Origin of the sequence: Streptomyces sp. NPDC050997, assembly GCF_040660135.1 — a bacterium.
Classification (GTDB): domain Bacteria; phylum Actinomycetota; class Actinomycetes; order Streptomycetales; family Streptomycetaceae; genus Streptomyces.
This window is the reverse complement of the sequence record NZ_JBFAGK010000021.1, coordinates 26,427-46,206: the sequence shown is the minus strand read 5'-3', so window position 1 is coordinate 46,206 and position 19,780 is coordinate 26,427. Positions and strand designations below refer to the sequence as shown.

General features: G+C 71.3%; 18 protein-coding genes. 5 read left to right on the top strand and 13 right to left on the bottom strand.

Annotation, left to right across the window (positions count from 1 at the left end):
- Window positions 1-160: 160 nt before the first annotated feature.
- A complete protein-coding gene (locus AB0H86_RS34980) occupies window positions 161-364 on the bottom strand; it encodes a hypothetical protein (RefSeq protein WP_016432419.1) in 204 nt (67 codons plus the stop codon).
- Between the two features lie 381 nt (window positions 365-745).
- The gene (locus AB0H86_RS34975; protein WP_362448262.1) at window positions 746-1,027 is read right to left on the bottom strand and encodes an acylphosphatase; all 282 of its coding nucleotides are present in this window, start codon (window positions 1,025-1,027) and stop codon (window positions 746-748) included.
- A gap of 168 nt (window positions 1,028-1,195) precedes the next feature.
- On the opposite strand from AB0H86_RS34975, the gene AB0H86_RS34970 reads away from it, so the two are divergent.
- On the top strand, window positions 1,196-2,470 hold the full coding sequence (locus tag AB0H86_RS34970; RefSeq protein WP_362448259.1) for a CAP domain-containing protein: 1,275 nt from the start codon (window positions 1,196-1,198) through the stop codon (window positions 2,468-2,470).
- 73 nt (window positions 2,471-2,543) lie between these two features.
- Window positions 2,544-2,945, top strand: coding sequence for a helix-turn-helix domain-containing protein (locus AB0H86_RS34965; RefSeq protein ID WP_362448256.1), 402 nt, complete (start codon window positions 2,544-2,546; stop codon window positions 2,943-2,945).
- On the opposite strand, the gene mutM is transcribed toward AB0H86_RS34965, so the two are convergent.
- The 8 genes from mutM to recG all read right to left on the bottom strand — a co-directional run bounded on the left by mutM (window position 2,918) and on the right by recG (window position 10,316).
- On the bottom strand, window positions 2,918-3,802 hold the full coding sequence (gene mutM / locus AB0H86_RS34960) for a bifunctional DNA-formamidopyrimidine glycosylase/DNA-(apurinic or apyrimidinic site) lyase (protein ID WP_362448253.1): 885 nt from the start codon (window positions 3,800-3,802) through the stop codon (window positions 2,918-2,920). The genes AB0H86_RS34965 and mutM overlap by 28 nt on opposite strands.
- Before the next feature lie 89 nt (window positions 3,803-3,891).
- A complete protein-coding gene (rnc, locus tag AB0H86_RS34955; RefSeq protein WP_362448250.1) occupies window positions 3,892-4,674 on the bottom strand; it encodes a ribonuclease III in 783 nt (260 codons plus the stop codon).
- Between the two features lie 49 nt (window positions 4,675-4,723).
- Window positions 4,724-4,897, bottom strand: a complete 174-nt coding sequence (gene rpmF / locus AB0H86_RS34950; RefSeq protein ID WP_006139588.1) for a 50S ribosomal protein L32 — start codon at window positions 4,895-4,897, stop codon at window positions 4,724-4,726.
- Window positions 4,898-4,899: 2 nt separating this feature from the next.
- Window positions 4,900-5,553, bottom strand: a complete 654-nt coding sequence (locus AB0H86_RS34945) for a YceD family protein (protein ID WP_362448247.1) — start codon at window positions 5,551-5,553, stop codon at window positions 4,900-4,902.
- 163 nt (window positions 5,554-5,716) lie between these two features.
- Window positions 5,717-6,820 (bottom strand): cell division initiation protein, encoded by a 1,104-nt coding sequence (locus tag AB0H86_RS34940; RefSeq protein ID WP_362448244.1) that lies wholly within the window; start codon window positions 6,818-6,820, stop codon window positions 5,717-5,719.
- 98 nt (window positions 6,821-6,918) lie between these two features.
- A complete protein-coding gene (gene coaD, locus AB0H86_RS34935) occupies window positions 6,919-7,398 on the bottom strand; it encodes a pantetheine-phosphate adenylyltransferase (RefSeq protein WP_362448540.1) in 480 nt (159 codons plus the stop codon).
- A gap of 26 nt (window positions 7,399-7,424) precedes the next feature.
- Complete coding sequence (rsmD, locus tag AB0H86_RS34930; RefSeq protein WP_362448241.1) at window positions 7,425-8,009, bottom strand: 16S rRNA (guanine(966)-N(2))-methyltransferase RsmD; 585 nt, start codon at window positions 8,007-8,009, stop codon at window positions 7,425-7,427.
- 78 nt (window positions 8,010-8,087) lie between these two features.
- The gene (recG, locus tag AB0H86_RS34925) at window positions 8,088-10,316 is read right to left on the bottom strand and encodes an ATP-dependent DNA helicase RecG (RefSeq protein WP_362448238.1); all 2,229 of its coding nucleotides are present in this window, start codon (window positions 10,314-10,316) and stop codon (window positions 8,088-8,090) included.
- Between the two features lie 166 nt (window positions 10,317-10,482).
- Here recG and AB0H86_RS34920 point away from each other — a divergent pair, with 166 nt between their 5' ends.
- Together AB0H86_RS34920 and AB0H86_RS34915 are read left to right on the top strand one after the other, a co-directional pair.
- Window positions 10,483-12,312 (top strand): HSP90 family protein, encoded by a 1,830-nt coding sequence (locus tag AB0H86_RS34920; protein WP_362448537.1) that lies wholly within the window; start codon window positions 10,483-10,485, stop codon window positions 12,310-12,312.
- The gene (locus tag AB0H86_RS34915) at window positions 12,309-15,407 is read left to right on the top strand and encodes a tetratricopeptide repeat protein (RefSeq protein WP_362448235.1); all 3,099 of its coding nucleotides are present in this window, start codon (window positions 12,309-12,311) and stop codon (window positions 15,405-15,407) included. The genes AB0H86_RS34920 and AB0H86_RS34915 overlap by 4 nt, the downstream gene beginning before the upstream one ends.
- Before the next feature lie 31 nt (window positions 15,408-15,438).
- On the opposite strand, the gene AB0H86_RS34910 is transcribed toward AB0H86_RS34915, so the two are convergent.
- Entirely contained in the window at window positions 15,439-17,274 is a 1,836-nt protein-coding gene (locus AB0H86_RS34910; protein ID WP_362448232.1) for a DAK2 domain-containing protein, read from the bottom strand.
- Window positions 17,275-17,531: 257 nt separating this feature from the next.
- Between AB0H86_RS34910 and rpmB the strand changes: the two genes are divergently transcribed.
- Window positions 17,532-17,717, top strand: a complete 186-nt coding sequence (rpmB, locus tag AB0H86_RS34905; protein WP_033282681.1) for a 50S ribosomal protein L28 — start codon at window positions 17,532-17,534, stop codon at window positions 17,715-17,717.
- Between the two features lie 197 nt (window positions 17,718-17,914).
- Here the strand turns inward: rpmB and thiD are convergent, their stop codons facing one another.
- Window positions 17,915-18,715 carry a bifunctional hydroxymethylpyrimidine kinase/phosphomethylpyrimidine kinase gene (gene thiD, locus AB0H86_RS34900; protein WP_362448229.1) on the bottom strand — a complete coding sequence of 267 codons (801 nt, stop codon included), beginning with the start codon at window positions 18,713-18,715 and terminating at the stop codon, window positions 17,915-17,917.
- Window positions 18,712-19,677 carry a thiamine-phosphate kinase gene (locus AB0H86_RS34895; protein ID WP_030667297.1) on the bottom strand — a complete coding sequence of 322 codons (966 nt, stop codon included), beginning with the start codon at window positions 19,675-19,677 and terminating at the stop codon, window positions 18,712-18,714. Before AB0H86_RS34895 ends, thiD begins: the two co-directional genes overlap by 4 nt.
- Window positions 19,678-19,780 lie beyond the last annotated feature (103 nt).

Here is a 19,780-nt window from a genome sequence, read left to right as displayed (position 1 = left end):
CAGGGCACATCAGACGTTGAAGAGGGTGAAAGGATGCGGGGGCAAAGAAGGCGGGGGAAAGAAAGAAGGGACGCCGAAGCGTCCCTTGCAACTCTGACAACTTAGCGGTTGATACAGGCTGCCCAACCACTGCGTGAGCTGTCGTGGAGCGATGCAGTGATCAGGTGAGCGCGGGCTCCGCCTGGTGTGCGTCGATGCTCTCCATGATCCTGTCGTGAGAAGCGGCAGCCGCGAGCGCGTCGTTCTCCGCCTGGATCCGTACAAGCTCGGATTCCAGGTCCTGGACGCGCTGCTGGAGCCGTCGCATCTCGGCGAGGAGTCGAGGGTCGGAGCCGCCGACGTAACCGAGAAGCGCCTTTGCCATGATGGATGGTCCTCCACAATGAGTGACCGACCGAAGCGGTGTGGGTCGTGAGGGATTCGCACCCGCGGTGCTTGGCACTGTTGAGTTGTGCTGCCGTTCTTCCATGCCAAACAGCTAAGGTGCGCGGGGTGCTTTCAGCGTCTCACCAAAAAGTTTGACGGTCAACACGATCACGCCCCGTATTGGCGGGCAACCCAGGTCCACGCGGCCTGGAACGGCGGCGCTGCGACTCCCCACGGGGCCCTCGGGGTGAGGCGATCACCCTTACCCGCGGAGCCTGCCACCGCAAGGGGTTCTTGGTGACCACCAGGCTCTTTCTGCTCCGGGCAGTTGCCAGTGGCATGCCCCTCCCCTTCCGCCGGGCTGTTTCACAGAACCGGCTCAGCGGATGGCGAACCCGTCATAGCCCCCGCGAGGTGTGTCCCAGATCTCTGTGACGCCATCCACCTGTCCGGGCGTGTCGTCACCCTGGAGCCAGTCGAGGAGCCCCTGGCACCCCGTGGGCGGGCCCTCGGCGACCACCTGGACCCGGCCGTCGGCCAAATTGAGAGCAAAGCCACTCAGGCCGCCGATCTCCAGCGCCTTGGCCCGCGTGAACCAGCGGAAACCCACACCTTGGACGCGTCCCCGCACCCAGGCAACCAGCCGTACATCGTCACTCATGCGTGCAACCTAACCGGGCAATGTCTCTCCGGACACTTCCTCCTCGGGCGCCATGCGGTACCGTCCCCACCCAATGAATCTCATACGAAACTCACTTCATCGTGTGAGTTTTGTGACCTTGGTTGACCGGGGGGACGCGTCGACCGCCAGGACCAGGAAGGCAAGGACATGGGACGCCACCGACGCTCCGCCGCCGGCCGCGCCGCCACGGGCCGCGCCACGGGGGTCGCACCATCGCAGGGCTCGTACCGGAGTAGCCACGACCCGCAGGACTCGTACAGCTTCGGCTACGAGCCGCGGAACTCTTACGCTCAGGACCCGCAGCACTCGTACGCCCAGGACCCGCAGGACCCCTACGTCCAGGACCCTTACGTCCAGGACCCCTACGTCCAGGACCCCTACGTCCAGGACCCGCAGAACGGGTACGCCGAAAACGGCCACCCCACGGGCACAGCTCCCTATCTGAACCCCGAGACATACACCGAGACGTCCGAGACGTCCGAGACCTCCGCACGCAGTGCCGCGTATCTCTTCGCGACGGAAGAGGACTACGCCACGGTCTTCGGCACGGACGCCGGGTCGTCCCGTGGCGGCGGCTTCAGGCCTGACGGAGGTTCCCGGTCCGGGGGGTCCCGTCGCCGCAAGAGGAGGACGTCGACGCCGGTCAAGACCGGTCTGCTAGGGGTCTCCGCGGCGGTCGCGCTCGGGACGGTCGCGGTCGCCACGGGTGCCGTGCCCGGCCTCGACAACTACCGGATCGGCGGGGACACCAACAACGGCGGCGGCAACGTGCAGGCCGCCGGCTCACCGACCAACAGCACGGCCGAGCAGGGCGGCACCTCCGGCAGCGCCGAGAGCCGCGAGGACTCCACCTCGACCAGCCGCGGCGCCGACCGCACCGTCTCCCCCACGCCCTCCCCCTCGACGTCGTCCGCGACGGCGACGCCCACCAAGGCGCCACCGAAGAAGCCGGAGACCACGCCCAGCAAGAAGCCGGAGACCACCCCTACGCGCGCGGCCACGAAGACGCCGGAGGAAACCAGCGCCCCGGTGACCGTGTCCGCCGAGACCCAGGCCGCGGCCGAGGTGCTCAAGCTCGTCAACCAGGAGCGGGCGAAGGTGGGCTGCAGCGCGTTGTCCGCCAACAGCGCACTGTCCGAGCTCGCCGAGGACTTCAGTGACGCCATGGCCAAGGAGGGGTTCTTCGACCACACGGACCCGAGTGGCGCGACGCCGTGGGACCGTGCGGCGAAGGCCGGGATCACCGACCTCGGCGGCGAGAACATCGCGCGGGGTCAGACCGACGCGGCCGCGGTGATGAAGGCCTGGATGAACAGCCCCGGCCACAAGGCCAACATCCTCAACTGCGACTACAAGACGCTGGGGGTCGGTGTGCACCTCGGGTCGGGCGGTCCGTGGTGGACGCAGGACTTCGGGTACTAGCGACCACCAGGTTGCACTAACCCATGGTTAGTGCAACCTGTCGGTTAGCGCTGTGCTCGCGTACGCTTGGAATATGGACATCACCCAGGAGCGCACGGAGGCGCAGGACCTCTCGTACGACGTGTTCGCCAAGGCCTGCCCCTCGCGCGGCACGCTGGAGCACATCACGGGACGCTGGGGCGGGCTCACGCTCGGCGCCCTGCACCAGGGCTCGCTGCGCTTCAACGAGCTGCGCCGCCGGGTCGACGGCGTGAGCGAGAAGATGCTGTCCCAGACACTGCAGGCCCTGGAGCGCGACGGCCTGGTGTACCGCGAGGCCCAGCCGACGAACCCACCCCGGGTGGACTACGAGCTGACCCCCCTCGGCCATGAGGTCGCCCAGCGCCTGCTGGCCCTGATCCACTTCGTGGAGGGCAGGATGGACGACATCCTCGTGGCCCGGGAGCGTTACGACGAGACGCGCGGCGCGCGCTGACAGCGCGGGCAGAAGTAGCTGGACCGGTTCATCCACGGCCGTCGGCGCATCGGTGTGGCACAGCGCTTGCAGGGCAGACCCTCGCGCCCGTACGCGTCTAGCGACCGGTCGAAGTAGCCCGACTCGCCGTTGACGTTGACATAGAGGCTGTCGAAACTCGTGCCCCCGACGGCGAGGGCCTCGTTCATCACGTCCCGGATGTGGCCCAGGAGTTCGGCGGTGCGCGGGCGTGTGAAGTTCGCGGTCGGGCGCTCGTAGTGGAGTCGGGCGCGCCAAAGGGCCTCGTCCGCATAGATGTTGCCGACACCGCTGATCAACGACTGGTCCAGCAGGGCCCGTTTGAGGGTGCTTCGCTTGCGGCGCAGCGCCTGGTGGAACGCCTCGTCGTCGAAGAGCGGGTCGAGGGGGTCGCGGGCGATGTGCGCGATCACGTCGGGCAGGCCGTCGGGGCTCGTCTCGTGCAACGACAGGCCGCCGAAGGTGCGTTGGTCGACGAAACGGAGTTCGGTGGATTCCGCCGCCGAAGCGTCCGGCGTCAGCGTGTCCGCGAACCGGATCCGGATGCGCAGGTGCTTCTCGTCGGGTGCGGCGTGCGGCTGGACCAGGAGCTGGCCGCTCATGCCGAGGTGGGCCAGGATCGCCTGGTGGGTGTCCTCCAGGGGGAGCCACAGGTACTTGCCGCGGCGGCTGGGCGTGCCGATCCGGTGGCCCTTGAGACGGTGCGCGAAGTCGTCCGCGCCGGCCACATGACGGCGTACCGCACGCGGATGCAGCACCTCGACCTCGGCGACCGTACGGTGGGCGACCCACCGTGCCAGGCCACGCCGGACGACCTCGACCTCGGGCAACTCGGGCATGGGGCTCTCCCGTCACGAACCGGTGTATGAGACGAGCGCCCACCCCGGGACAGAAGCCCAGGGGCGGGCGCTCGGCTGCGCTTGTTCGGTCAGGCGGAGACGGACGACGGTCCTTCGTCGTCCTCGACGGCCTGCTCGACCGCCGTCTCGGCGCGCTCGTCCGCCGCGGCCCGGATGGACCGCCACGCGGATTCCGCGGCCTGCTGCTCCGCCTCCTTCTTGCTGCGGCCGGTGCCGGTGCCGTACGAGACGCCTCCGACGCGGGCGGCAGCAGTGAAGGTTTTCTCGTGGTCCGGGCCGGTCTCCGTGACCAGGTACTCGGGGACACCGAGGCCTTCGGTCGCGGTGAGCTCCTGGAGACTGGTCTTCCAGTCCAGGCCGGCTCCGAGGTTCGAGGACTTCTCGATCAGCGGGTCGAACAGGCGGTGCACCAACTCCGCCGCCGAGTCCAGTCCCTGGTCGAGATAGACCGCGCCGATCACCGCTTCCAGGGTGTCGGCGAGGATGGATGCCTTGTCCCGGCCGCCCGTGCCCTCTTCACCGCGGCCGAGCCGGATGAAGGAACCCAGGTCGAGCCCGCGGCCGACCTCCGCCAACGCACGCGAGTTGACCACCGCGGCCCGCAGTTTGGCCAGTTGGCCTTCCGGCAGGTCGGGGTGGATGCGATACAGCGTGTCCGTGACCACGAGGCCGAGCACGGAGTCCCCGAGGAACTCCAGGCGTTCGTTGGTCGGCAGACCGCCGTTCTCGTACGCGTACGAACGGTGGGTCAGCGCACGCACCAGAAGGGCGGACTCGAGTGTGTACCCGAGCCGCCCTTCCAACAGCGTGTGGGACGAGGCCGTGTTGTCCGCCGGGGCACTCCCGCTCACGCGGGACCCGTTCTTCTTGGGCGTGGACACTGTGCCTCTCACCGGCCGCTCAGACCTCGAGGACCTGGCGCTTGTTGTAGGTGCCGCAAGCCGGGCACGCGATGTGCTGCAGCTTGGGCTCGTGGCAGCGCTCGCACGCAACCAGGGTGGGGACCGCAGCCTTCCACTGCGACCGGCGGTGGCGCGTGTTGCTGCGCGACATCTTCCGCTTCGGAACAGCCACGGCTACTTCTCCTGCTTCTCGTCGACGCCCGATTCGGCGCCGCTCATGTCGTCCTTCTCGCCGTCTCCGAGTGAACCGGCGAGTCCCTGCAGTGCCGCCCAACGAATGTCGACGGCGTCATGGTGGTGGTCCGGGTCGTCCGCCAGCCGCGCTCCGCACTCGGAGCACAGGCCGGGACAGTCTTCCTGGCACACCGGCTGCATCGGAAGTGCGAGCACCACCGCGTCACGCAGCACGGATTCGAGGTCGAACAGACCGTCCTCGATAAAGAGCCTGTCCTCGTCTTCTGGGGATTCCTCGGCGTCGTCGGCCGGCTCCGCCTTGGGGCGGCCCCGGTCGTCGGCGTCAGGGTACGAGAACATCTCCTGGAAGTCCGCTTCGAGCTTCAGCTCCAGCGGCTCCAGACACCTTACGCACTCCCCCTCGGCCTGCGCACGGACGGTGCCTGTGACAAGCACACCTTCCATGACCGACTCGAGTCGGAGTTCGAGCTTCATCGGGGCGCCTTCCGGCACTCCGATGACCTCCTGGATACCGAGATCCTTGGGAGCGTCGATCGTGCGGGTCAGGCGCTGCAGCGCACCAGGCCGCCGACCCAGCTCGTGTGTGTCGAACACGAGGGGGTTGCGGTGGTCGAGGCGGGCGTTCAGAGCCATTCCAACTTTCGATCTGCTGAGCTCGGGGGCGCTGCCCTTCGGTGTTCCCGGGCAGCGTTGATCGCGGACGTACACGCGACCGAAGAGCCAGGATACTGGACCTTTCGCTCATGGCCCAATCCGGTGTGCGCTCCTGGTCGGCACCCCTCCTCCGAGAGGAGGCTCAGCCGTTTCCGCGCCCCTGCTCATAGGCCCGCAACTGCTCCGCGCTGATCATGCCGGTGTCGAAGAGACTGGTCTCGTCGAGGGCGTGCGCCTGTTGCGGGACGTAGCCCTGGTGCTCCGGCTGCCCCTGGTGGTCCGGCTGCGCCTGGTGGGCGTGCTGGGCCTGGTGCGGGTCGTAGGCGCCCTGTTGGCCGTCGTAGCCCTGGTAGGCGTACGGGTCGGCCTGCTGGTAGCCGTACGGGTCCTGCTGGCCCGTGTACTGCTGCTCGTAGCCGCTGCCGTAGGTGTCAGGCTGCTGCTGATAGCCGTAGGCCGGCTGCATGTCCTGCTGGTCGTACTGCTGCGGTACGGGCTGCTGGACCGGGGCCGCCGCGGTCTCCCGCTGGGTGAGGGCGGCGAGGTCGGCGAGGTAGTCGGCGTCGCTGGAGTGCTGGACGGTGGAGAGGTCGTCGGCGAGGGCGCCGAGGTCGTCGCTGGCGATCCGGCCGTGCAGCTTCTGACGGCCGCGGCCGACGGCCTCCAGGGTCTTGGCGAGGACCGCCTCGAAGGCGCCGAGCTTGACGTCGACGTACTCGTCGGCACTGCGGCGCAGGGTCTCCGGGTCGTGGCTGCGCTCGGGGGCGTCCTCGTCCTCGTAGCCCTGTTCGTCGATGCCCGGGCCGGTGCCGAGGAGCTTCTCCCGGCCGCGGCCGACCGAGCCGACGGTCTTGGTGAGGACCACCTCGAAGTTGGCGAGCTTGGAGTCGACGTACTCGTCGGCCTCCGCGCGGACCTCCTCCGCCTCCTGGCGGGCCTCGGCGAGGATGCGGTCGGCCTCGGCCTGGGAGCGGCGGGCGACCTCCGTGTCGGAGATCAGGGAGCCGCGCTCGGCGTGCGCCTGCCCGATGATCCGCTCGGCCTCCTGGCGGGCCTGCTCGACCATCTGCTCACGGTCACCGATCAGCTCCTGGGCCTGCGCCAGGGAGCCGGGCAGGGCCGCGCGCACCTCTTCGAGCATCGCGAGCAGGTCGGCGCGGTTGACCACGCACGAGGCCGACATGGGCATCGACCGGGCACCGGAGACCGCGGACACGATCTCGTCGAGCTTCTTCTGCACGTCCACCTGTGCTCGCCACTCTCTACAGCTGTGTTGGAGACGGACGGAACGACTGTAAGGCCAGGAGGCGACCGGCGGACACCGGCTGACGGCCCGTCAGCGGCTCAGTCCTGCCGGAGCCGCTCGGCGAGTGCCTCCAGGACCAGTGGCGGCACCAGATGGGATACGTCTCCGCCCCAGGTCGCGACCTCCTTGACCAGAGAGGAGGACAGGAAGCTGTAGGTGGGGTTGGTGGGTACGAAGAGGGTCTCCACGCCGGAGAGGCCGTTGTTCATCTGGGCCATCTGCAGCTCGTAGTCGAAGTCGCTGACCGCGCGCAGGCCCTTGACGATGGCCGGGATGTCGCGCTGCTTGCAGAAGTCGACGAGGAGGCCGTGGAAGGCCTCCACCCGGACGTTCCCGTACTCGGCGGTGACCTGGCGGATCAGGTCGATCCGCTCGTCGATCTCGAACAGGCCTCTCTTGGACTTGTTGATCATGACGGCCACATAGACCTCGTCGTACAGACGCGAGGCTCGGGAAATGATGTCGAGGTGTCCGTTGGTGATCGGGTCGAATGACCCGGGACAGACGGCGCGGCGCACTTGAGATCCCTCGCTCTCCGGTCCGGTCATCGTGCGTCTTCGCACGTAGAGGCGGCGCGACCGTACCAAAACGTTCCCTCGCCGTAGCGACGGGACCGGAGCGCTTCGATGCCGTCCGGCCAGTGGAATTCGCCGCCTCTGGTGCTGCGCTCCACGGTGACGAGGGCTTCGCGCGCGAGCCAGCCCCCGGTGCGGAGTGTGATCAGAATCTCCCGAAGATCGGCGTCCGAGACAGCGTACGGCGGGTCGAGGAAGACGAGGTCGTACGGCTGCTCCGGTGGCACCTGGATGATCACCTGGGCCTTGCCCGCCCTGACCTCGGCGCCGGGCAGGCCCAGGTTCCGCACGTTCTCCCGGACGATGCGGGCGGCCCGGGCGTCGGCCTCGACCAGCAGGGTGTGACCGGCGCCCCGGGACAGGGCCTCCAGGCCGACGGCGCCCGAGCCCGCGTACAGGTCGAGGACCCGCTCGCCGTCCAGCGGGCCGCCGAGCAGCGACTGCCAGGTGGAGAAGAGACCCTCGCGCGCGCGGTCGGAGGTGGGGCGGGTGCCGGTCCCTGGCGGGACGGCCAGGCGACGTCCGCCGGCTGTGCCGGCGATCACGCGGGTCATCTGTGGTCCTTGGTTGTGGGCATCTGTAGGTTCAGTGTGGCTGGTCGCGCAGTTCCCCGCGCCCCTGAGTGGGTCCACTCACCCCTTTTCCAGGTACTGCTCCCTCTCCTCGTCCAAAAGGGCCTCCAGTGCCGTCCGCAGGCCGGGCAGGTGCTCCAGGTCCGGGTCCGCCGCCACCACGGCTGCCGCCTCCTGCCTGGCTTCCGTGATGATCTCCTCGTCCTCGATGACGGCGAGCATCCTGAGGCTGGTGCGCGCGCCGGACTGGGCCTGGCCGAGGACGTCGCCCTCGCGGCGCTGTTCGAGGTCGATGCGGGAGAGCTCGAAGCCGTCGAGGGTGGCGGCGACGGAGTTCAGCCGCTGGCGGGCCGGGCTCGCCTCGGGCATCTCGGTCACCAGGAGACACAGACCGGCGGCCGAGCCGCGCCCCACCCGGCCGCGCAGCTGATGCAGCTGGGAGACACCGAAACGGTCGGCGTCCATGATCACCATCGCGGTGGCGTTGGGGACGTTGACGCCGACCTCGATGACCGTGGTGGCGACCAGGACGTCGGTCTCCCCGGCGGCGTAGCGGCGCATGACCGCGTCCTTGTCGTCGGGAGGCATACGGCCGTGCAGGACCTCGACCTTGAGGCCTCCCAGAGGGCCCCTGGCCAGCTGGTCGGCGACGTCGAGGACGGCGAGGGGCGGGCGCTTCTCGGCCTCGTCCTCGGGGGACTTCTTCTTGCCGGCCTTCTTGGGGTCGTCCTCCTCGTCGCCGATGCGGGGGCAGACGACATAGCCCTGATGGCCGTTCTCGACCTCTTCGCGCACCCGTTCCCAGGTCCGGTCCAGGAAGTGGGGCTTGTCGGCGGCCGGCACTACATGGCTGGCGATCGGTGAGCGGCCGGCCGGGAGCTGGTCGAGGACGGACGTCTCCAGGTCGCCGAAGACCGTCATGGCGACGGTGCGCGGAATGGGCGTGGCCGTCATGACGAGCAGGTGGGGCGGCTGCTTGCCCTTGCCGCGCAGGGCGTCGCGCTGTTCCACGCCGAAGCGGTGCTGTTCGTCGACGACGACCAGCCCGAGGTCGTGGAACTGCACCTTGTCCTCGATCAGCGCGTGTGTGCCGATCACGATCCCGGCCTCGCCGGTGACCAGGTCGAGCAGTGCCTGCCGTCGGGCCGCGACCCCCATGGAGCCGGTCAGCAGCACCACCTTGGTGGCCTGGTCGGCGCCGCCCAGCATCCCGCCCTCGGCCAGCTCCCCCATCATCTCGACGACCGAGCGGTGATGCTGCTGGGCGAGGACCTCGGTGGGCGCGAGCATCGCGGCCTGCCCTCCGGCGTCGACGACGGCGAGCATGGCGCGCAGCGCGACCAGCGTCTTGCCGGAACCGACCTCCCCCTGGAGCAGCCGGTGCATCGGGTGGTCGGTGGCCAGGTCGTCGAAGATCTCCCTGGAGACCTTTTGCTGGCCCTCGGTGAGGGTGAAGGGCAGACGGGCGTCGAAGGCCGTGAGGAGGCCCTCGGGGGCCGGTCTGCGGGGGACGGCCGGGAGTTGGGCGTCGGCGTGGCGGCGGCGGGCGAGGGCGACCTGGAGGACGAAGGCCTCGTCCCACTTGAGGCGGGCGCGGGCGTCCTCGATGTCGGCCTTGGTGTGCGGACGGTGGATCTTGAGGAGGGCCTCCGGCAGGGAGACCAGGCCGCGGCCCTCGCGCAGGGAGTCCGGGAGCGGGTCGAGGGCTTCCTGGGCGCTCGGCAGGACGGTCTGGATCGCCTTGCCGATCTTCCAGGACTCCAGCTTGGCGGTGGCGGGGTAGAGCGGGATGAGGGCGCCGGCCCAGGTGTCCACGGCCTCCGCTGCTTCCCCGTCGGCGCCGCGCAGCAACTCGTACGCCGGATGGGCCAGTTGGAGGCGGCGGTTGAAGACCGAGACCTTGCCCGCGAACAGCGCGCGGGTGCCCGGCAGGAGATCCTTGTGCGGCTTGTGAACGCCGTTGCCGAAGAAGACCAGTTGGAGCCGGCCACTGCCGTCCGTGATCGTGACCTCGAGGCGCTGGCCCTTGCCCCGCGGGGCCTTGGCGGAGGCGAAGGTGTGCAGACGGGCGTCGGCGACCTGGGCGACCACGGTGACGTGCTCGTCCATCGGGAGGTCGGCGAGGTGGGTGAGCTGGCCGCGCTCCTCGTATCTGCGCGGGTAGTGGTGCAGGAGGTCGCCGACTGTGTGCAGGCCGAGATGCTCGGCCATCACCTTCGCGGTGGCGGGGCCGAGCACTGACTTCAGTGGCTGTTCCAGTGGTTCTTTCAGCGCGGGCACGAGATCCATTGCACACCACACCACTGACATTCCCGTATACGTACCGGGAAACCCCTGGTCAGACGGCTGGTTGGAGCCGTAGGATGACGCGCTCCCGGCCCTGCCCCTCGCGGTCACCGCCTCACCGGGACCGCCCGACCCCGCGCCGTGCACGTCCCTCACCGGCGCCGTGACGATGGACTCCCAGACCTCACAGTCATCCCAGGCACCCCAGTCACCTCACACGTTCCAGGTCGACCTCCGCGGCCTGGTGGACCTGCTCTCCCATCACCTCTACTCCAGTCCCAAGGTCTATCTGCGCGAACTGCTGCAGAACGCGGTGGACGCGATCACCGCCCGGCGGGCCGAGGAGCCGGACGCCCCTGCCCGGGTGCGGCTGTACGCCGAGGGCGGGTCCCTGCGTGTCGAGGACACGGGCGTGGGGCTCAGCGAGTCTGACGTGCACACCCTGCTGGCGACCATCGGGCGCAGCTCCAAGCGGGCCGAGGGGCTCCAGGAGGTCCGCGCCGACTTCCTCGGGCAGTTCGGCATCGGGCTGCTCGCCTGCTTCGTGGTCGCCGAGCGGATCCGGGTGGTCAGCCGCAGCGCTCGTACGCCGGGCGCCCCGCCCGTGGAGTGGACGGCGAGCGACGACGGTTCGTACACCGTGCGGACGCTGCCGGACGCCGCCCGGCCCGAACCGGGCACCACCGTGCACCTGACGGCACGGGCCGGTGCCGGCGAGTGGCTCACCGAGGAGCGCGTCCTGGCGCTGGCGCGGGACTTCGGGGCGCTGCTGCCGTACGACGTGCGGGTGGGCGAGGAGGCGGTCACCGATCTGCCCGCGCCCTGGGACCGGGCGTACCCGAGTCCCGCGGGCCGCCGGGTGGCGCTGGCGCGGCACTGTCACGACCTGTTCGGGTTCACTCCGCTGGACGCGATCGACCTGGCCGTGCCGCTCGCCGGGATCCGCGGGGTGGCGTACGTCCTGCCGTCGGCGGTCAGCCCGGTCCAGCGGGCGGGGCACCGCGTGCACCTGAAGGGCATGCTGCTGACCGAGCGGGGCGAACAGCTGCTGCCCGACTGGGCGTTCTTCGTGCGCTGCGTCCTGGACACCGACAGCCTGCGGCCCACGGCCTCACGCGAGTCGCTGTACGAGGACGAGACGCTGGCCGCGGTACGGGAGGCGCTGGGTGAGCGGATCCGGTCCTGGCTGACGAGCCTGGCGGCCGGCGATCCGGAGCGGCTGGCGGACTTCCTGGCCGTGCACCACCTGGGCGTGAAGTCGCTGGCGCGGCATGACAGCGACATGCTGCGCACGATGCTGCCGTGGCTGCCCTTCGAGACGACCGACGGACAGCTGTCCCTGGAGGAGTTCGCGCGGCGACACCCGGTCGTGCACTTCACGCGGACCGTCGAGGAGTACCGGCAGGTCGCGCCGATCGCGTCCGCGCAGGGCGTCGGGGTGATCAACGGCGGCTACACGTACGACAGCGAACTGGTCGAGGCACTGCCGTCGGTGCGGCCGGGGACGGTCGTCGCCGAGCTGGACGCCGACACCGTGACCGCGCACCTGGACTCGGTCGATCCGGCCGAGGAACTGGCGCTGTCCGGCTTCCTGTCGGCCGCGCGGGCCACGCTCGACCCGCTCGGATGTGACGTCGTCCTGCGGGCCTTCCACCCGCTCTCGGTGCCCGCGCTGCACCTGGACGACCGGGCGGCCCGGCACGAGCAGGCCCGGGCAGAGGCGGCGGAGCAGGCCGACGATCTGTGGGCGGGCATCCTCGGCTCGCTGCGCGGCAGCGCCCCGCGCGCGCGTCTGGTGCTCAACCATCACAACCCGCTGATCCGGCGCATCAGTTCACTCGGCGACCCGGAACTGATCGGCACCGCCACGGAGTCTCTGTACGGGCAGGCGCTGCTGATGGCGCAACGGCCGCTCAGGCCCGCGGACTCGGCACTGCTGAACCGGGCGTTCATCGGCCTCCTGGAGTGGGCCACGCACAGCGAGGACGGTCACCCATGAGTCGGATCAAGGACTTCGACGACCTCCGCCAGGCGATGGCGGAGAACTCCGAGCAGCCGGAGGGACCGGCCCGCAACACGCGCGCGGAGCAGCTGCTCGCCGAGGCGGAGCGGCTGAACATCCCGCTCGCGGTGGTCGAGGCGCTCGGGCACCAGCTGAAGGTCTACAACTACAGCTCCGAGAAGGACAAGATGTTCGTCCCCTTCGCGCGCCTGTTGCGCATGTGGGACGAGCGACCCGAGGACTTCGACGAGTACGAGACGCACTCGCTGCACTGGGTCTTCAAGTGGATGTCGGCCGGCATGCTCGACCAGCCGCACATTCCGCTGGCGTCCATCGAGAAGTGGCTCGGCGAGATGGAGCACCGCTACCGGCTCGCCGGTCATTCCGAACGGGCCGTGCGCGGCGCCGAGTTCAGTGTGGCCGCGCACATCGGGGACATGGCGCGGGCCGAGCGGGCGTACACCGCCTGGCTGGCCGCCGACCGGGACACCATGGCCGACTGCCACGCGTGCGAGCTGCACGGGCAGGGCTGGTGGCAGGCGGAGCGGGGCCGGGACGGCGAGGCGCTGGAGTTGTGGGGCCCGGTCCTGGCGGGCGAGTTCACCTGCGCGCACGAGCCGCACACGGTCCTCGCGTCGTCCCTTGCGCCCCTGCTGCGGCTGGGCCGCGTCGACGAGGCCCGGGCCCACCATCTGCGGGGTTTCCGGCTCGTGCGGGCCATGGAGAGCATGCGCGGCGCCTACGCGGACCACGTCGAGTTCTGCGCGCTGACCGGGAACGAGGCACGCGGCCTGGAGCTGCTCGCGGAGCGGCCGACGTACTTCACGGAGGGCGGGCATCCGCGCAGCGGGCTGGACTTCATGGCCGTGGTCGCCCTGCTCATGGACCGGCTGACCGAACTGGGACTCGGCGCGCGGCGGGTGCCCGGACCGGGCGACCGGGCGTGGACCGCGCGGGACCTCGCCGCCCACGCGCGCGGGGAGGCGCTCGCGCTGGCCGCCCGCTTCGACGAACGCAATGGCACGCGACACGTCAGTGAGCGGGCACGCGCGCGTATGGCGCAGCGGCCGCTGGCCGAGCGGCTGCCGCTGGGGGTGCGTTCGGCGCGGACGGCCGTGGTGGCCCCGGCGCCGGTGGCCGCTTCCCCGGAGGAGCCCGGCCGGCCCGACGTACCCGATCTGCCCGCGCTGCTCGTCGAGGCACGGCGGCTCTCGGACACCTTGCAGCCGCACGCGACCGAGGCGTGGGCGGCCGTCGCGCGCGCCGCGGAGGGCGTCGAGTTGGAGGCCCGTGACCGGGCCGAGATCGCCGACCACCAGGCGATGGATCGGGGCCCGGAGGGCATCGCACTGTTCGAACGCGCCGCCGAGCTGTACACGGAGGCGGGCGACCCCGGCGAGGCACTGGCGGCACGCGCGCGTGCGGCCTACGTCCACGCCCTCACGGGCGAGGTGGCCGAGGCGCTCGCGGCGGTCGAGGGTCCCTACGACGAGGTCCTCGCGCTCTACGCCGAGGACGGTACGGGCGTACGGCAGACGGCGTCCGTGCTGATGGGGCGGGCGCGGATCCTGATGCGGCGGGTGCACGAGGCGGACGGGCCGCTTCAGGACCCTGTGGTGGCCGACGCGGCCGCCGGCAGCCCGGTGGAGGCTCCGGCCGGAACCGACGGTCTCCCGGTGGGCCCCGCCAGAGCCGACCGGGCCCTGGGCGGCCTGAGTACGGCCGGTGGCCCTTCCTTCGGCTCGGTGCTCGCCGAGGCGGAGGGTGCCGCCCGGGAGGTGCTGGCGCTGGTCGAGGGGCGCACCGGCGACGACGTCCGGCTCGCCTCGCGGGCCGCCGAGGCGCTGGCGATGCTCGCGGAGCTGGCCGCGCAGACCGGGGACGTGGCGGCGGCCCGGGAACTGTTCGCGCGGGCGGCGGAGGACTTCGTCGGCGCGGGACTGCCGTGGTTCGCCGTGGAGTACGAGGCCAGGCTAGCCGCGCTCGCCCACCACCTCGGCGACCTGGCCGAGACGGAACGGGCGCTGCGGTGCGCCCTGGAGCACGGTGGACCGTACCTGGAGCCGACAGGACGGGCGCAGCTGCACCTCCAGCTGGCCGAGGTCGTCGGCGGCCGGGGACTGTCCGAGGAGGCAGCCGAGCACGCCCTGGAGGCGGCGCACTGGGCCGACGAGGCCGGGGAGGGGCCGACGTTCGGCGCGTTGGCCCGGCACCAGCTCGGCGGGTTCCTGCTGCGGCAGGGGCGGTGGGCGGAGGCCGCGGAGGTGCTGGAGTCGGCGCTGACCGACCTCGGCGCCGAGACGCACGGCGACGGCGCGATCGTGCAGACGCAGTGGTGGCTGGGCGACTGTCTGAGCGAACTCGGCGAACACCACCAGGCCGCCGAACGTCGGTTGCAGGCGGCCGAGATCGCCCGGCACTGGCCGGAGCAGCACGACCACGCGACGCTCGCCCACCTCGCCGCCGAGTCCCTCGGACACGCGGGACTGCCCGCCGAGGCGGACCTGGCCTACACGCGCGCCGGTGAGCTGTGGCGCGAGCTCGGCAACGTGCACGGCCTCGTCCGCTCGCTGCGGGCCCGTGCGTGGCTCGCGCTGCGCACCGAGGACGAGGCCCGGGCGGCGCGGGAGTTGATGACGGTCGCGGTGCGGGAGTGCGAGGCGGCACTGGGCGCGGTGGCGGACGACGAGGAGGCCAGGCAGCGACTGCTGGGCGAACTCGGCCACACGCACCGGCAGTTCGGTGACCTGCTCGCCCGTTCCGTGGCCGAGGACGCCGAGGACGATTCGATACGGGCGGTGCTGGAGGAGGCCCTGTCCGAGGTGGCGGAGGCGATCGTCGTCTTCGCCGCCCTCGGGACCGACGCCCTGTCCAGCCGGACCGGCGCCGAACTCGCCGCGGGATGGCTGGAGTCCGACCTGGGCCGCCCCGCGGACGCGGCGGCACGCGCGCGTGCGGTGCTGTCGGCGTACACCGACGCCGCCGACGACAACACCGACGCCGCCGACGACATCGCCGACGAGACCGCGCGGGCCCGCCGGTCCGAGGCCCGGCAACTGCTCGGCGTGGTGAAGGAACAGGCGGCGGGCTAGTCGACGCGGGCGGGCTGGGCTGGGCCGGGGGCTATTCGACGCCGATGAGCAGCACGGCCCCTTGCCGCCCGCCCTGGTACACGACCGTGTCGACGGCGAGGTACGACTCCCGTACGCGGGCTTCCAGGTGGTCGGCGACCGAGGCCGGGGCCTCGTCGCCGAGGACCAGGGTGACCAGTTCGCCGCCGGCCGAGAGCATGCGGTCGAGAACCGTCTCCGCGGTCGCCCCGACGTCCGCGCCGATCACGGCCACGTCGCCGTCGATGAGCCCGAGGACGTCACCGGCCTGGCAGATGCCTGCCATGGTCCAGGACTGCCGCTCCGCGACGACGACTTCGGCGTACCGAGTGGCTCCCGCCGCCGAGGTCATCGTCACGACGTCCTCGTCGAAGCGGCGCTCCGGCTCGTGCACGGCGAGCGCGGCGATGCCCTGGACCGCGGAGCGGGTCGGGATCAGTGCCACGCGGATGCCCTCGGTGCGGGCCTGCTCGGCCGCCGCCGCGGCGGTGTGGCGCAGATCCGCGTCGTTCGGCAGCAGCACCACCTCACGCGCGTGGGCCCGCCGTACGGCCTCCACCAGCTCCCCGCTCGCGGGCGGCTCCCCGGGGCGCGCGAGGACGGTGGTCGCGCCCGCCTCGGTGTACAGCCCCGCCAGTCCCTCGCCGGGCACGACGGCCACGACCGCGCGCTGGGCCCGCTCCCTGGCCGGCCGCTCGGCACCGGTGGTGTGCACGTCGCCGAGTCCGAAGTGGGTGATCCGGATCCGGTACGGCCGCCCGGCCTCGACGCCCGCCTCCACGGCGGCGCCCGCGTCGTCCACGTGCACATGCACGTTCCACAGCCCGTCGCCGCCGACCACGACGAGCGAGTCCCCGAGGGCGTCGAGCCGGGTCCGCAGCCGCGCGACCGCCTCGTCCCGCGCCTCCAGGAGGTAGATCACCTCGAAGGCCGGCCCGCTCTGCCCGGGGACCTGCGGCCCGTCCGCGCACTCCCCCGCGTCGCCGAGCTCCCCCGCCGGGTCCGCGGGCCCGCGCGCGGGAGGCGTCCGACCGCCGGGTCCCGCCTGCTCAGGGTGCGGCACGCGCGCGTGCACGGCGTCGGCACCGGACTCGGACTCGGGCGCGGTGGCAGCGGATCCCGCCGGGTCGCCGTGCCCCGCGGTGGCGTGGGCGACATATGCGGAAGGTCCCGTCGTCCCAACCGGCGCCTCCCCCGTGAACGTCTCCACCAGGGCCCCGAGGACCGCGACCAGGCCCCGCCCGCCCGCGTCGACCACGCCGGCGCGCTCCAGGACGGCCAGCTGACCCGGGGTCGCGGCGAGGGCTGTGCGCGCTCCCTCGTAGGCGGCCCGGGCCACCGTCGCGCAGTCGCCCTCGGCCGCCGCGGCGGCGTCGGCGGCGGCCGAGGCGACCGTGAGGACCGTTCCCTCGACGGGGTGGGCCACGGCCTGGCGGGCGGAGTCCGCCGCGTGGCGCAGGGCGAGCCCGAGGCTCCGCCCCTCGGTGTGAGCGGTCTCACCGTCGGTGGCGAGCACCTGCGCCATACCCCGCAGCAGCTGCGCGAGGATCGTCCCCGAATTGCCCCGCGCGCCTATCAGCGCCCCGTGCGCCATCGCCCGGACGGCATCGGCGAGCGTCGGCCCTCCGGCGGCTCCCCGGCCCGCCTCGTGCCCCGCGAACACCGCCTCGACGGCCCCGACCGCGGACTCCACGGTCAGATAGAGGTTCGTGCCGGTGTCCCCGTCCGCCACCGGATAGACGTTGATCGCGTCGATCTCCTCGCGCGCCCGTCCGAGGGCGGCCAGCGCGAGAGAGCACCAGGTGCGCACCGCGAGAGCATCGAAGAATGTCAGCGGCACCTGCGCCACCTACGCCTCCTTGAGCTGCCTGACGTGGGACGCAGCGTAGACCTCGGGGCGGTGTCCGCCGGAAGAGGGCCTGGAGCGGAGCCCTGATCAGCCATGGTAGTTTCGTTCTGCTGGCGCAGTCGTTGTATGCTGCTCCGGTTGCCCGATCCACATCGGGCCATCCCCCTGGCAGCGCCACTCAGATCTCTGATCCTACGATCTCGATCCCGGCATGCCGGGATCCACCGTAAGTGCATCTGAAGTCTTTGGAGTGACCCGTGGCTGCCAACTGCGACGTCTGCGGCAAGGGGCCGGGCTTCGGCAACAACATCTCGCACTCCCACCGCCGTACGCCCCGTCGCTGGAACCCGAACATCCAGCGCGTGCGTACCGTGGTGAGCGGGACGCCGAAGCGCGTGAACGCTTGCACCTCGTGCATCAAGGCCGGCAAGGTCTCGCGCTGACGCACAGCTAAGCGCGCGGCCACTGCTGGTTCGCTGCTCTGAGCCGGTCCACCGAGTGTGGACCGGCTTTTAGCATGCTCCCACGCCGGTATGTCCCGCCACCCGCCAGACTTCCCCGAATGCGCTTCGGCCTCCTTCGGCACTCCGGACGTACGCGCCGCCGACGGCATCACGGGGCCCCGGAGACCCCGCCCTGCTCACCCTTCCTGAGGCCGGAAGGTCCAGCCGTGGTCCACCGGCCCGATGCCCCCGCCGAGCGCGTACCCGGCCGCGATCGCCCCGGTGACGTACTCCTTGGCCGCCGCCACCGCCTCCGGCACGGTACGCCCCTTCGCCAGCTGTGACGCGATCGCCGACGCGAGGGTGCAGCCCGTGCCGTGTGTGTGCCGGTTGTCGTGTCGCGGCGCGCGCAGCCAGTACTGCTCGGAGCCGTCCGTGAGCAGGTCCACGGCGTCGCCGGTCAGATGCCCGCCCTTGATGAGCACCCACTGGGGCCCGTAGGCCAGCACGGCCGCCGCCGCCTCCGGCAGCTGGTCCTCCGACTCGACCCGTACACCGGTGAGTTGGGCCACCTCGTCGAGATTCGGGGTGGCCACGGCGGCCACCGGCAGCAGCCTCGTCCGTACGGAGTCCAGCGCGGACGCGGCCAGCAGCGGGTCCCCGTGCTTGGAGACCCCGACCGGGTCGACGACGACGGGGGCATCCGTGCCCGCGATCAACTCGGCCACCGCCTCCACGAGTTCGGCGGAGGCGAGCATGCCCGTCTTCACCGCCTGGACGCCGATGTCGTCCACGACGCTGCGGTACTGCGCCCGCACCGCCTCCACCGGCAGCTCCCAAGCCCCCTGCACACCGAGGGAGTTCTGCGCGGTGACCGCCGTGACGACACTCATGCCGTGCACGCCGAGCGCGAGCATGGTCTTCAGGTCGGCCTGGATCCCGGCGCCGCCCCCGGAGTCGGAACCCGCGACGGTCAGTACCCTGGGCGGCGCGCTCATGACTCGATGTCCCCGAAGTGGTCCCAGCCGCCCTTCTTGGTCCACGGCGCCCCGTCGACCGTCACCTGGGGCAGCGCCGACGGGTTGAGCACCTCGCCGATCACCTTCCAGCGGGCCGGCAGCTTCACGTCCGGCGGGAAGGTGGCCACGATCGCGTGGTCCTCTCCCCCGGTCAGCACCCACTGCATGGGGTCGACGCCGACAGCCTGCCCGATGTCGTTCATCTGGGACGGGATGTCGATCGCGCCGGAGCGGATGTCGATACGGACCTTGCTGGCCTCGGCGATGTGCCCGAGGTCGGCGATCAGCCCGTCGCTCACGTCGCACATGGCGGTCGCTCCGAGCCCGGCCGCGGCAGGACCCGCGTGGTACGGCGGCTCGGGGCGCCGGTGCGCCTCCACGAAGGCACGCGGCGAACGGAACCCCCGGGACAGCACCGCGTACCCGGCGGCGGACCAGCCCAGCCATCCGGTCACCGCGACGAGGTCACCGGGCTGTGCGCCTCCCCGCGTGACCGGCTCGTTGTTGCGCAGGTCGCCGAGCGCGGTGATCGACACCATGATCGTGTCGCCGCGTACGACGTCCCCGCCGACCACGGAGGCGCCGGCCACCTGGCATTCGTCGCGCAGGCCGTCCATCAGCTCGCTCGCCCAGGTCACCGGGAGTTCACCGGGGACGACCAGACCGAGCAGCAGCGCGGTCGGTACGGCGCCCATGGCGGCGATGTCCGCGAGGTTCTGCGCGGCCGCCTTGCGGCCCACGTCGTAGGCGGTGGACCAGTCGCGGCGGAAGTGCCGCCCCTCCAGGAGGATGTCGGTGCTGGCCACGACCCGTCGGTCGGGCGCGGCGACCACCGCGGCGTCGTCGCCGGGGCCGACCCGGACCGCCGGCGTGGTGGTGAGACGGGAGGTGAGCTCCCTGATGAGCCCGAACTCCCCAAGCTCACCAACAGTGCCCTTCATTGCCCTTACGCCCCTTCTGTGCCTGTCCGTGCCCGCTCGCGCGTCACCAGTGTCCTCGATACGGTCGAGGTAACCGTCAAGTTCTGTCGTGCCCATGCCCCGG